The following is a 14,970-nucleotide window of genomic DNA, read 5'->3' on the forward strand; positions in this document are numbered from 1 at the left end:
ATCAGCCCCAATCGACCGACCAGCTTTTTTATGCAATCTTTTCTAACCAAATTAACCATTTGTCTATCGATTTGAAGGCCTTTTTCCTTGCATTTTCGTAATTGGTATACACTTATAAATACTATTGGTATAGTCATTAACAATTAATGGTATATTATATTCGCTTACTCATTTTTGTCATATAATTTAATTGCAATTAGGAAATCCATTCGTAGTTCAAATTGATTTTCTATATTGATTGTTCCAATTAGTACAAAAGCGGGCTAACTGAAACAAGCTTAACCTTAAATTTATTTCTTGCTTTAGTATTATGAAACAAAATCCAGAGATCTATTTAAACCAAAAAAATCCCCGTTAGCCCCCTTTTTTAAGAAAGGAGATAAGAATTTATGAAAATGAAAAAATCACTTCTTCTCATAACTTTTCTGACTTTCTTTCTAACTTTCTTGTTCCTAGTTATGCCTAACAATTCTGTTTATGCTGCAACCACTTCTCCACCCGCTTCGACAACTGTTGCTCCTGCAGACACTTCAAAATCAATTCTTGAAATCAATGGCCTGAACGGCAATGAAGCTCAGGTTACTGATATGAATGGCAACGCTGTTCAATCTTCAGATAATCTTTATACTTGGCTGAATTTCAACGTCAAATATAATTGGAGTATTGCTGATGATGTTTCAATCAACGCTGGCGATACAGCAGAATTTACATTACCTGAAGGTATAGTTGCTGCCGGCGATACATCATTTCCCGTTTATAATGGCAGTGGCGTTGAAATCGGTACTGTTGACATTAAAAATGGTGAATCTTTTGGTACTATTACTTTCAATGATGCCATTTCAGACATTAACGCTAATCGAAAAGGAACCTTATCTTTGATTGGTAAAGGAACCAATCCAGGTAATGGCACCCAAGGCGAAAATTGGATGTTTAACAAATTAGGCTGGATTGCAAGTTATAGTTCTACCGGCATCCCTAACCAATTGACTTGGAATATTGCCTTTAATCCTAATGAACACAATTTAAACAGTGTTGTTATCACTGATACATTAGCCAATGGTCAAGAATATATTCCTGGTTCTCTAACCGCAATTGCTGGTTCATATAATTCAAACGGATTTGTCAGCAATGGACAGGAACTGAATCCAACTGTTACAACTTCAGGAAATACCGTAACAATTACTTTTCCTGGAAATGTCACAACAGCCGTTGATATTTACTATCGTGTCTCAGTAACCCCTAATGCTAACGATACTAATACTTGGACCAATAACGCTACCATGACTTCAAACGAGGGCACATTTAATGTTAGTGGATCAGTTTCATGGGGTGGTTCTGCAACCGGTACTGGCGAGCAAAAGGTTGGTACCGTGACCCTACAAAAAACCGACACTAATAGTGGCAATGGTTTAAGCGGTGCTGAATATGAATTAAAAGATAGTAAAGGCAAAGTAATTATTTCTAATGCCACAACTGATTCCGATGGCAAATTGGTCATCCAAAATCTCCCTTATGGAAATTATACTTTAACTGAAGTTAAGGCTCCTGATGGATATGAACTCAACCAAACACCAATCAATATTGTTTTACCTTTAAACGGCAGTATTGATTTAAACTTTAATCAAAAAGATACCCCTGATCCCGGTGGAGTCATTTTGACAAAGCTTGATCCTGATAGCCAAGCAACAATTGCTGGTGCAACCTTTAATCTGTTAGATAGTACTGGAAAAGTTATCAAAGAAAACTTGGTTACAGATGGCAATGGCGAAATTGCTGTCGACGACTTAGCTGTAGGCCAATACACATTTATAGAAACTAAACCGGCAGCCGGATATGAATTGAATGCTACTCCAACCAATTTTACTGTTGTATCAAATCAAATAACTCCAGTCGTTTTGGAAAAATTCAACATCGACAAAACTACTATTTCAAATTCTGGTGAAGTTGTTTTGACAAAAGTCGACGCTACTACCAATGCAGCACTACCTGGCGCTATCTACAATTTGGTTGATAGCAATGGCAAAATCATCGAAAGCGGTTTGACAACTGACAAAAATGGCCAAATTGAAATTTCTGACCTTGAAGCTGGAAATTACTCTTTCATTGAAGTCACATCTCCAAATGGTTATGAACTTAACAAAGAACCCATTAGTTTCACTGTTACTAAGGATTTGACTAACACTTTGGAAGCTAAAGATGAAAAGACTCCATCTTCACCTGGCACAACTACACCGCCGGAAAATCCTAGCAATCCACAACAACCAAATAATCCTGGCACAACCAATCCTCCTGTAAAACCAAATAATCCCGGTAATCCAGATGCTCCAATTGTTAAGCCTGAAAAACCTGGTGTAACAAATCCCCCTGCAAAACCAAGCAAGCCAAATTCTCCAAACGTTAAACCTGAAAAACCTGGTGTAACAAATCCAAGTAAACCAGAAGCTCCAATTGTTAAGCCGGAAAATCCTAATATAACAAATCCAAGTAAACCAGAAACTCCAATTATTAATCCAGAAAACCCTAATGAACCTGAAGCAAGTGTTCCAAATGTAACTGCTCCGGAAAATCCTAATGCGATAAATCCAGCACCAAATCCTGATGAAATATTGTCACCAAATAATAATAGCGATAATACAACACCAGTACCTGAAACATCATCGGATTATGGCAAAGGTAAATTCCCACAAACTGGTAATAAGAGTGGTTGGATCTTAATGGTCATTGGTTTGGTATTAGGAATAACAATAATTATCAAAAAGAGAGTAAAACATGAAATTTAGATAATAAAAGCTGATCAATCTAATTAGACTGACCAGTTTTTTTGTAATTTATTTTAAATAAAGGTCAAATTATCTATCGTATCCATAATAAGAAATGGTTTCTAACTATAATAAAAATAAAAATTTCTCAAATATTTAGATATTATACCTTTTAATTTGAAAAAATTTTATTTGCTTTATTTATATTGGTATACATTAAGAATACTAATGGTACACATATGAATAATAAATGGTCTATTATATTTACTTACAATTACCTAGACAATATACTTTAATCGAAATTAAGATGTTGATTCGTTTACAGATTAATTTTCGAAGTTTTTGTTTCATGGGTTTCATATATTTATTTTTAAAATCAAGCATTTCAATAAATATTATAAAAAGGGTGATGTTGGGGCAACTCATCCTCTATCAATAAAGGAGATAAAAATTATGAAAATGAAAAGATCATTTCTTTTAATAACCATTTTGACTTTCTTTTTAACTTTTCTATTACTTTTTATTCCTAATCATCCAGTTTTAGCTGAAACAGTTTCTTCATCAGCCTCTACCGCCACAACCAGTCCTCCTGGGGGAACTGATGATACAGCTACAACCAATGTTAGTTCAGTAATTCCCGTAACTGGACTCACTGTTAACGATGGTACAATTACTGATCTCAATGGAAAATCTGTTAAACCATCTGATAACCTTTATTTTTGGCTAAATTACCATGTCAATTACAACTGGAGTATTCCTGATGGTATTCAAGTTAAAAGTGGAGATACAGCAAATTTTAAACTACCTAATAGTTTAGTCGCTTACGAGGATTCATCATTACCAATTTATAACTCTCAAGGAGTTGTTGTCGGTAATGCTACTATTAAGAGTGATGCATCGAATGGTACTATAACTTTCAATGATGCTTTTTCAACTGCCAATACTAGTCGTCTTGGAACTCTTTCCATACTTACTAAAGGTACTTCTGAGGGTGATGAGGACGGTAACAGTGACACTGACGATTGGATGATCAATGAAACCGGCGAAATACCAAAAACTGATCCCTCTCAAACTTATAAAAAAATAACTTGGAATATTATTGTTAACCCTAATGACCATGATTTGAATAATGTTGTTATTACGGATACATTAGGGAGTTTAGTGGGAAATCCACCAGAAGATCATCAAACATATATACCTGATTCTCTAACCATAACTACTGGTTCATACAAATCAGGCCAATTTATTAGTGACGGACAATCAATTACTCCAACTGTAACGACTTCAGGAGATCAATTTACAATTTCCTTACCTAATAATATTTCTAAAACCTTTAATATTATTTTTAGTACTTCGATAACTTCAAATAAAGATAACTTTGTATCTTGGATGAATCGTGACTCAATGTCATCTAACGAAGGAACTTTTAATGTGGATTCAACTGCATATGATTGGATAAGCATTGATTCCGGTGGTAACAGTGGTGGTGGTGGTATTAATTATGATGGCTCAATCACCCTAAATAAAACTGATCCAATCACTGGAAATGGCCTTCAAGGAGCTGAATACAAAATTACTAACAATAGTGGAGAAACTATTATGCCTGATGTTATAACTGATACTAATGGCAAGTTAGTTATTGACAATGCTATATATGGAGATTATACATTAACTGAAGTCAAAGCACCTGATGGTTATCAGCTAAATCCTTCTCCAATCCAAGTCACGATACCTTCAAATGGAATGGAAGATATAACAGTTAATCAAACGGATAGTGCTGAACCTGGTGCAGTCATCTTAGAAAAACTTGATTCAAACACTAACGCAGCGGTTGCAGGTGCAACTTTCAAGCTTTTAGATAATAATGGCAACATCGTCAAAGAAAACTTAGTAACAGATGATAATGGCAAAATTGCTGTTGACAACTTAGCAGCCGGGGACTACTCATTTGTTGAAACACAACCAGCTACTGGATACGAATTAAATTCAACGCCAGTCAATTTTACCGTTGTTGCAGGTCAAACGACTCCAGTAGAAGTTGAAAAATTTAATGTTAATGTTAATGAAGCTACTATTTCAAATTCTGGTCAAGTAATTCTGACAAAAGTTGACACTACAAATACGCCACTTGCTGGTGCCGTTTATAATCTATTAGACAGTAATGGCAAAGTAATCGAAAGCAACCTGACTACTGATGAAAATGGTCAAATAAAGATCACTGATATTGACGCTGGAGATTACTCATTTGTTGAAGTAACTCCCCCAAGTGGATATGAACTTAACAAAGATCCTATCAATTTCACAGTAGTAAAAGATAGTACTAATAATCTACAGGCTAAAGATGAGAAAATATCATCTACACCTAGTACCGTAACACCACCTACAAATAATTCAGATGTTAACCCTGAACAACCTAATGACTCTGATACAGGCAATTCATCGGTAAATCCTAATAATCCGGATAATTCAAACGTTAACCCTGAACAACCTAATGACTCTGATACAGGCAATTCATCGGTAAATCCTAATAATCCGGATAATTCAAACGTTAACCCTGGACAACCTAATGACTCCGGTACAGGCAATTCATCGATAAATCCTAATAATCCTAATAATTCAGATGTTAATCCTGAACAGCCTAATAACTCCGGTACAGGCAATTCATCGATAAATCCTAATAATCCAAATAATTCAGATGTTAACCCTGAACAACCTAATAACTCTGGTACAGGCAATTCATCGATAAATCCTAATAATCCTAATAATTCAGATGTTAATCCTGAACAGCCTAATAACTCCGGTACAGGCAATTCATCGATAAATCCTAATAATCCTAATAATTCAGATGTTAACCCTGAACAGCCTAATAACTCTGGTACAGGCAATTCATCGGTAAATCCTAATAATCCAAATAATTCAGATGTTAACCCTGAACAACCTAATAACTCTGGTACAGGCAATTCATCGATAAATCCTAATAATCCGGATAATTCAAACGTTAACCCTGGACAACCTAATAACTCCGGTACAGGTCATTCATCAACAAATCCTAATAATCCAGATAATTCAAATGTTAACCCTGAACAACCTAATGACTCTGGCACAGGCAATTCATCGACAAATCCTAGCAAGCCAAATTCTCCAGTGATTAATCCAGAGAGTCCTAATGAACCTAGTGCTACTTATCCATCTGGAAAACCTAGCAAACCAAGTTCTTCAAATACTGTCCAATTAATACCTGGAAAACCTGGTATAACTTCCCTTTCTAAAAACCCAAGTTACCCAGCAAGCCCAGTGATTAATCCGGAAAATTCTACATTATCCAATCTAACAACTCCTACTACCAAAAAAAATGCAATTGAATCTGAAAATTCCAATGCAATCACTCAATCACTATTATCAGGTGTAGCAACTTCAAATAGCATAATACCTGCATCTCAAGCAGCAAGTTATGGCAAAGGTAAATTCCCACAAACTGGTAATAAGAATAGTTGGGTTTTGATAGTAATCGGTTTTATCTTAGGAATTGCAGTAATTATAAAAAAGAGAACGAAACATGAGAATTAGTTAAAAAAGCTGATCAGCCTAAATTAGGCCGACCAGTTTTTTTATATTTTCGAGACTATTATTTCATACAAGATTATCCCTATACCACTTGGCTACACCGTAAAATATACTTCTCACTTTTAATAAGTTATTATCTTTTTTGATAAAGGATTAGCAAATTTATCAAGTTTCTCAAAGAAGGTAAAAACTATGAAATTACTTCAAAAGAGTCTTTTATTAGCATCCCTCGTTGCCATTGGTACTGGCATAAGTACTGTTCCTGCAATTAATCAAACCACCATCCACGCAACTACTACCACCAGCAATTTAAAATCTGATGGTTTCTATTATCACATCGGTAAAGATAAATTTATTAAAGCAAGTGATGTTAAAATCATTACCAATGATTCTCAATATGACGAAAATATGATTGAAACCATGGTTGCCGATGATTTCCGTCTTCAAGTAACTGTTCCAAAAGCACATTTTTACAATAAAGACGGTAAAAAATTATCCCATTACGTAACCAAAGACACGATTTATAAGATTGGCAATCAAGACGAATTCAATCAAAGCACTTATTACCAAGCTTCTAAAAAAGATAAACTGACTTCTGTCAATGATAGTAGCTGGCTTTAATCACTAAAAAGGAGTTGACCATTTGATCAACTCCTTTTAATTTCAATTCATATCAAGAATAAGAAGACAGTAATAATCAATAAATCAGCACTGCCACCTAAACTAAGATTATTTTCATTACAATAACTATTCATATCATCTAGAATTTCACGACCATCAGGATTGCTGCATCCCCCAGCCTCTAAAATATCTTGAGCGTATTTTTGAACATTCTTCAAAGATTCCAAATTGCCACGTTTAACAACGTTAGAATCGTATGATTCAGAAACTATTACCATCAATGTATCCAATAAAACATTATTGAAATCATTGCCAAAATGTGCTTTTAAGAAAGGTAACGATTTTTCAAACACGATTGGATAGCCACGCTCAGCCTCACCACGAATACCAGTCACGCCATATTGAAGAAACATCTTCTCACCATTGGTTAGATTCTTCTTTTTATCCAAATCTTTAAAATCATTTTCAGTCAAACCGCGAAGCATTCGTTCAGTAATCACGCGAGTATTATCTTGGTCATATCCAGTTGCTGCTAAAAGGATTCCCAAAGAAAATATTGCTCCTTTGTGAGTATTGATTTCTCCAGTTGCCTCAAACATAGCTTTCTCAGCCTTGACTCCGATTTTTCTGATAGAAGCAAATAACTTAGTTAAATCTTCACCCTCAAAATCAACTCCAGCTTGGGCGAATTGTTCTAAATATGGTCGTAATGAAACAGCACTGTCAATAAAAGTAAAAACGTCCATATCCAAATGAGTCGAGTGATCGACTGGATCAACTAAACCCGGTTTAGGTTGAACGTCTACTTCATATAACAGGGCTTTTAGGGCGGCATCTGCCAAATGTGTACTTAATTTCATAAAAGCTCCAAATTATCATTTATTAGTTTATTATATAATTCTGCATTTCTACTACCGTTTTATTACTCACAATAAATACTAGTAGCTTAATTGATACAAGCAACTCTTATATAATAAAACATTAAATTTGAATAATCTACCAAAAATGGGTAAGGAAGATGTTTTTGGATACGTTTACTTAAAAATTCTTATGATTATTTGAAGGATGCTATTAGAAATTTACCGACATTTCTTTTCACAGCAGTTCTGGTCTCTTTTTTCAAATACACTTATCAGATGCTTAACCAAATTATATTCAGTATTAACGGTCATCATTGTATCTTGAGCGTGAGTGAATAAAACTGAATATTCCAAGGTTTCTCCATCAGCTTCGTCTCGCAAACGGTCAGTCTGCAATTGATGAGCCTTAACTAATTTTTCATGAGCTTGTTTCATCAAATCCTGGGCCTTTTGATAATCACAATCCCCCAATAAGTCCATCGATTGCATAATCAAGGTTCTGGCATCACCTGAAAAAAGGATGATATCCATGGTATTTTTAATTGTTGCATCATTATCAGTCATTTAGTTTACTCCACTTCTTCAATTTCTTTTTCCATCAAATCACGGTCATACAATTTGAAGAATGGATACCAAATCATAGCAGCCACGATGAACACCAATAAAACTAGAATAATTGAACCAAATGTTTTCCCTGTCAACCAAGTTGAAATTGGAAATGGCACATACCACAATTGGAAAACAGATGATGGAATTTGACCCAATTTGCTCTTCAATCCTACCCAAACGATGATTGGTAAAATAATTCCTTGCAACCACATTGGCACCATCAAATATGGATTCCAAACGATCGCACCAAAGACCGTTGGTTCATTAATATTAAAAATACTAGGCACGATAAAGGCCTTCCCCAAAGTCTTTAAACGTTTCGATTTAGCAAAAAATAGCATCATCAAAACTAATGGCATCGTGCAACCTACACCACCAATCCACAAGTAGGCTGAATAAAGCGTCTCACTAGTAACAATTTTTGATGCACCATTCATTTGGTTGGCTTGGATGGCGGCTAAGAAAACTGGCGTTGTGATTGGCGTCATTACCCAAGTAGAAATTCCCATTGAGAAAATGAAGCAAAAGATAAACATTACCAAAACAAAACCAGGCAAAGTTTCGACAATTCCTCCTAATGGCGAGAACAATTGAATAATTAATTTATAAACATCAATTTTTAAAACATCGACAAACAGCCATCCTGAAGCAATGACTGTTCCAATTGGCAACATTGAATCAAACCACGCAGTCACAAAGTCAGGAATAACGCTGTCTTCACTGAAAAATGAAAAACTACCAAATCTCTCCATCACAAAAGCTGTGAAGATACCGCATAAAATAGCAACAAACATCCCACCAGCTCCAAAGAAACTGAATTGGAAAATAGCTTCGCCATTTTTTGTTAAATTAGGATTAGTCAGTAATAAGAATAATCCGATACTTGTTAAACCAGAGATTAGACGTTGCTTAGACAATTTCTTCTTTTCCATCATATTGAAAGGAATCAAAAATGATACAAAGATAGAAATTATCCCAAAAGTAAAATTGCTGATACCTGAAAGATCAGGCCACCATTTAAATATATTGGAAAACAAACCCAATAATGTAATAAATGAACTTACCAAGATAAATGGCAAGACTTGTAGAATTGAATCCTTTAAAACACTAATCCAGATATTACGATTAACTTTATTGATTTTCGGTGCCAATTTAGTACTTAAAACATTCATAAATTCATTCATAAAAATTCCCCTTACTTATCCCCAATTACATTTAATAAATGATCCACCGCTTTTGAACCATCTAAAATTGAATAATAATCAGCATTCATTAAAATGACTTTTACTTTGTCGCTGACTAAATCCTTCATCTCATCTTCTAAATAAGCTAAATGAGGTCCTATCATTAAAACATCGATTTCATTTAAATAATTCTCTAGTTCTGATTCGCTACGTGCTTGAATCTTCAAATCCAAATCACGTTTCTTGGCGGCTTTTCGCATATTAGCAGCCATAAAACCTGATGATGCTCCTGAACCACAAACTAATAAAACTCTTGTCGTCATAATTTTCTCCAAATATTTTTATTTTTCTCTACATCAATTTAATATGAAAAATTACAGAAATAAAAAAGGAAACGTTAGCAATTCAATCTTGCCAACGTTTCCTTTTCTGATAGAAATTAATTTTCAAATTCAAATAATTATTTAGTAGAGTTGATACTTCCAATTCACAATACCCCCTGCAATCTTATATATAACCTTAGACAATTTGGCAAGCAAAAACAAGCTAAATGCCCATAAATAAAGGGATATAGAGATATTAAAAAATCTGTCATTGACAATCATTTTTTATTTTGATTGTGAATGACAGATTTTTATTTTTCCATATTTCATCTAGTTTCATCGACTACTCGATAGTTCTTAAAACAACTAATCAACCAACCGATAACAAGGCCAATTATTGCTGGCAAGACCCAACCCAAATTCAATTGCGCCATTGGCAAGTACTGATTGACTGTCAAAATTTGTTGGACTAAACCAGTACTTCTCAATGCATCGGGTAAAGCATTCAAACCTGACAAAATTGCAGGTATCAAAGTAAATAAAGTTGCAATTCCAAAAATCCATCTAGATTCACCAATAATCGGCGTTAACACTGCAATGATTATCAAAACGATGGCTAATGGATATAAGAACATCAACACAGGTGTTGAATAATTGATCAATTTAGTTAAGCCAATGTTTGCTACCACAAATGAAAGAATCCCAGCACCAATTAAAACTACTTGATAATTAAACTTTGGAAACATCTCTTGAGCAGTTTCTCCAAAGGCCGATGATAAACCAATTGACGTCTTCAAACATGCAATGATTGCGATTAAAGCTAACAATAAACTGCCAAAAGAACCAAAATAATAATTGAATACTTGCGCTAAAGTTACGCCACCATTAGTTGCCAATGAGAACTGATTGACGCTCATTGTTCCTATCAATGCTAAAAATCCATAAATTATGCCCATCAAAATTACACAAATAAAACCTGATTTGATAGTATCTTTAGCAATTTGTTTCGGATGCGTTATTCCCAAATTTTTAATCGTATCAATTACAACGACTCCAAAAGCTAATGAGGCTAAGGCGTCCATCGTATTATAACCTTCAGTAAAACCACTCAAAGTCGGATTTTTAACGTATTGTCCTTGAGGGTTCGCATTCAAACCACCCATTGGTTTGATAAAAGCTGTTACTACTAGAATTCCTAATAATATTAAAAATATTGGCGTCAACCATTTACCAACATAAGTCATTAATTTACTAGGTTTTCTAGCCAACAAATAAGTCACGATAAAGAAGATTCCCGAAAATATTGCCAAAACTAAAACTTGATGAGATTTGGCGACAAAAGGAACCAACCCTAATTGAAACGAAATCGTCGCTAATCTGGGAATAGCGAACAACGGTCCCATCGTCATATATAACAGAATTGTAAAAACATAGGCAAAAGGACGATTAATGTTACTTGCCAAATCAAAAACACTATTGCTGCCAGTCACGCCCATACTAGCTACCCCTAGTAGTGGCAGACCAACTCCTGTTATCAACAATCCAACAATTGCAAAAAAGACATTATTACCAGCTTGTTGACCTAAAAAGACGGGAAAAATCAGATTACCGGCGCCAAAGAATAAGCCAAACAACATTGATCCGATAAAGAAAAGATTTCTCCAGGTTAATTTTTCATTCATTTATTTCACTCTCTCACATAAAAAGCTCATTTAAATATGATAAGCGATTCAGGAGTTGAGGACAATAAAAAAGTCGAGATAAATTAATATCTCAACTCTTTTTTAAATACTGTCATCGATACTCCAAGTGATTTTTCCTTGATAGTCGCCGGCTTCTGGAACTGAATCAGTCTTCAACAAAATACCTTCATCATGATTCCAATTACCGGAAATATCAAAGACTTGATTGCCACTATTAGTCTGGTCATCACTTGCAATTTGTGGATCATTTAATAAGCTCGTAGCTGAATATTCATCTACATAAAACATATTCAAATCGGTATCCTTATTGCCAATAGTATTTTGGAGTTTGGTACCTGATGCATTCAATTTCCATTTTGAATTGTAACTTCTAACTTTGACGTTCCAATCATTATTTCGCGCTACATAACCAGTTTCAAATGTTTTGGGATCAATTGTCTTAAAGCTAGAATCATCAACCAGTACTTCTGCCCCTTTTAAATTGAAATCTATTTGATAAGTTAATTCATTAGATTTTCTTCCATAAGGATCAGTTACGTAAAGTTTGACTGTATAAGTAGTTTTATCCAATTCTTTAATTCCTAAATCATTCAACTCCACAATTGGATTCCAAGCGTATGGATTCTCGATATCGCCATTCATTGCTGGTTTAGAGCGATAAGTTACTCCGTCAATCGTAGAATTAAGTTCTAAATCATTTGAACTTAACTGATAATTATTTGTTTCAGCGGTCGTTGGATATTCAAAAGTCAATGGAATTTCAATAGGAAACATCCCTAAAGAATACAATTGCGAATCTTTTGTTGTAATCAGTGGTTCCATTTTAGGCACGTTGACAACAAAAGTTACTTTATTCGATGGATTATCAGCTGTATCAGAAACAACCATCGTTATCTCATTTTTACCTTCTTTTAATCCGACATTATTCGTCTTCAAATAATCATCTAATGAAATATCAGTAGCTTTATTTAAGGCTATTGGATCTAATGAGATTTTAGCACTGCCCTTTTTTGCATCAACTTCTTGAGAAATCGTCGTCGTTACGCTCTCTTGAGAATCTTCACCTTCATTTGTGATTTGATAAGTTATCGTTGCAGTATCGTTTTGGAAACCAGAATCATCGGAATAGTTGTAATTTCCAGTAATTGTAACTGGTTTATTATCATTGACCGTAATTTCTTCATCTTGAGGAGTCAATTCTAATTTTCTTTCAATAACTTGAATGTTATAAGTTATCGTATTTGAAATTCTTCTCGATGAATCAGTCAGATAAACATCAATTTTGTGATTTCCAACTCCTAAGTACTTTCCCGTTAATTCCTTTGAAATTATGGCTTCCTTATCGCCTGCAGTTGTTGAAATGTCATTCCAAATCACTTCGTCGCCATCATCAATTTTTGCATGAACTGATAAACCATTTCCATCAAAGGTACTGCCTTTCAAGTAATTAGCTAAACCGCTTAAAGTAGTTGATTGGCTCTCAATGATTTCCTGATTTGTATCGCTTGTAGCTGTGAGATTAAGGCTTTCATTGTCGATTTCAAACTGAGGCGACATCACATCGCCTGTATAATGGTCACTTTGATATGAAGTATGAGCTTGTGGCACCGTTATAACGTTTGCTGTTTCCGAATCAGGTGCCTTAGCGTATCCGTATAATTCAATTTTGATTTTTTTATTAGTTAAATCCATTGAATTTAACGTTAAATTCAGAGTCGTTTTATCGCTAGTTAAGGCTGAATCAGGGATATCATTGGAAATCTCATTGCCATCTTCATCTGTATAAATAATTTTGCCAATACCATCATCATTTTGAGTGAAATCTACATACGTTGGCAAATTAAGTTCAGTTGTGATATTCCCAGTTTTTGAAAGTCCTGAATCATAGTTCAAATCGTAATCAAATCTCAATTGGTCATTATTATTGACCTTGGAATCAGCTGTTGGATTTTGATCTAAATCCAAAATCTCTCTATTTTGCGTGATATCAAATAAACTTGTTGCTGACAAAACATTGGCAACGGCAGGGATTTTTTCCAAAATAATCGAATTATCTGCTACCTTAGAATCCGGTGAACCGGTACCGCCAGTGAATCCCCAACGAATTTTTGTTTGTCCTGAATTTAAATTGAACTTGTTCAAATCTATTGAGATATTCTCTCTTTTATCCCATTTTGAAAAAGGTCTCACTGAACCGTCATAATTTTTATCATTAAAAATATAAGACATCTTGGCAGTCGTTCCACCGCTAGTCTCTGGTTTAGTGTATTTAAAAGTAAAATGATGCCAAGCCCGATCAATTTCAGGGGTGCCATCGTAACCAGCTATCGTTAAATTATGAATTGAATCTTTATGATGCATTCCAAAATAAGAACCCAGAGAATAACTAAATCTTTCATATGTACTGGCTTCTCCAGGATAATTCCAGGCGATATGCTCTCCCTTAGCTTCTAAAACGTTAGTAGAATCAGTCAGCGCATCAAAGTAATTATCTTGAGAAGATAAAATTGCAGATTTAGTTTCATTTCTATAAGAATCGAATTCAATAGCCAAGCTATTTTGAATGGCTCCTTGAGCAAACTTAGTTGTATTGGAAATATCGGTAGGACTATCTACACCACCCCAAACTCCTAAAGTTTCCCCTCCAACAGCTTTGCTTTTATTTTGAAACAGAACCGACCAATTATAAGTAGAAATGGCATTGATTCCTCGAGCGTCATTTTGAAGGACCAAAGCTAATCCATCCCCGGTTTTTCCATAGGCATCAGAATCTCCGATATAAATCCAACCAGAAATTTCCTGATCCTTTGATAAATCTAAATAATTATAATTGTAATTAGTATCAGTCGTTGACGTACTGTTAGCTTTTCCCCAAACTGAACCGACCTGATTGTTACCATTCGTCAAACGGATAATATCAGAAGGGTATCCTGAATCAGTTGCTTTTAATATTTGAACACTGTTTGAAACTGCAGTAGTACCTTGATAAGTATCGACTTTTTCAAAATAATCCTCCAGTTTAAGACATGGAGGAGCTCCTTGAAAAACTTCTTGTGTTGTTGGATGTGTTGCTTTTGTATCTGAATCGGCAGCTTGAACAGTAGTGATTTTGCTAAGAAAAATAAAAACTGGCAATAATAAAATTGCAAATAGACTTAGTCCTCTCCTTTTCATGATGTCCACCTCATAAATTGCAACATATTTTTTATAATAAATATTTATCCTTGTATACAAATAATACTAAGTAACCAGTATGATTTGGATTCAATTATTGAAAAGAATTATTATACAATTTGTCTTGAATTTAAAAAGATGGCATGAATCACTTCAAAATTTGCTAAAAAAGG

The 14,970-nt window shown here is 34.5% G+C and carries 9 protein-coding genes; 3 read left to right on the forward strand and 6 right to left on the reverse strand.

The features are described 5' to 3' along the window. Positions 1-389: 389 nt before the first annotated feature. From FHL06_RS09395 to FHL06_RS09405, 3 genes are all read left to right on the forward strand, one after another. On the forward strand, positions 390-2,780 hold the full coding sequence (locus tag FHL06_RS09395; RefSeq protein ID WP_153386020.1) for a SpaA isopeptide-forming pilin-related protein: 2,391 nt from the start codon (positions 390-392) through the stop codon (positions 2,778-2,780). Positions 2,781-3,212: 432 nt separating this feature from the next. Next, complete coding sequence (locus FHL06_RS09400; RefSeq protein WP_153386022.1) at positions 3,213-6,326, forward strand: LPXTG cell wall anchor domain-containing protein; 3,114 nt, start codon at positions 3,213-3,215, stop codon at positions 6,324-6,326. Between the two features lie 189 nt (positions 6,327-6,515). Then, entirely contained in the window at positions 6,516-6,944 is a 429-nt protein-coding gene (locus tag FHL06_RS09405) for an SLAP domain-containing protein (protein ID WP_153386024.1), read from the forward strand. Between the two features lie 47 nt (positions 6,945-6,991). Here FHL06_RS09405 and citG read toward each other — a convergent pair whose 3' ends face one another. The 6 genes from citG to FHL06_RS09435 form a co-directional block, all read right to left on the reverse strand. Continuing rightward, positions 6,992-7,804: a triphosphoribosyl-dephospho-CoA synthase CitG gene (gene citG, locus FHL06_RS09410; protein WP_153386027.1), complete on the reverse strand. Its 813-nt coding sequence runs from the start codon at positions 7,802-7,804 to the stop codon at positions 6,992-6,994. Between the two features lie 219 nt (positions 7,805-8,023). Further along, the gene (locus tag FHL06_RS09415; RefSeq protein ID WP_153386029.1) at positions 8,024-8,368 is read right to left on the reverse strand and encodes a PTS sugar transporter subunit IIA; all 345 of its coding nucleotides are present in this window, start codon (positions 8,366-8,368) and stop codon (positions 8,024-8,026) included. A gap of 5 nt (positions 8,369-8,373) precedes the next feature. After that, positions 8,374-9,597: a PTS sugar transporter subunit IIC gene (locus FHL06_RS09420; RefSeq protein WP_153386030.1), complete on the reverse strand. Its 1,224-nt coding sequence runs from the start codon at positions 9,595-9,597 to the stop codon at positions 8,374-8,376. Between the two features lie 11 nt (positions 9,598-9,608). Then, positions 9,609-9,920: a PTS sugar transporter subunit IIB gene (locus FHL06_RS09425; RefSeq protein WP_153386032.1), complete on the reverse strand. Its 312-nt coding sequence runs from the start codon at positions 9,918-9,920 to the stop codon at positions 9,609-9,611. Between the two features lie 326 nt (positions 9,921-10,246). After that, positions 10,247-11,602: a branched-chain amino acid transport system II carrier protein gene (gene brnQ / locus FHL06_RS09430; protein ID WP_153386034.1), complete on the reverse strand. Its 1,356-nt coding sequence runs from the start codon at positions 11,600-11,602 to the stop codon at positions 10,247-10,249. 102 nt (positions 11,603-11,704) lie between these two features. Next, on the reverse strand, positions 11,705-14,797 hold the full coding sequence (locus FHL06_RS09435; RefSeq protein WP_153386036.1) for an L-type lectin family protein: 3,093 nt from the start codon (positions 14,795-14,797) through the stop codon (positions 11,705-11,707). Positions 14,798-14,970 lie beyond the last annotated feature (173 nt).

The organism is Companilactobacillus halodurans (assembly GCF_009600985.1).
Taxonomy (GTDB): Bacteria; Bacillota; Bacilli; order Lactobacillales; family Lactobacillaceae; genus Companilactobacillus; species Companilactobacillus halodurans.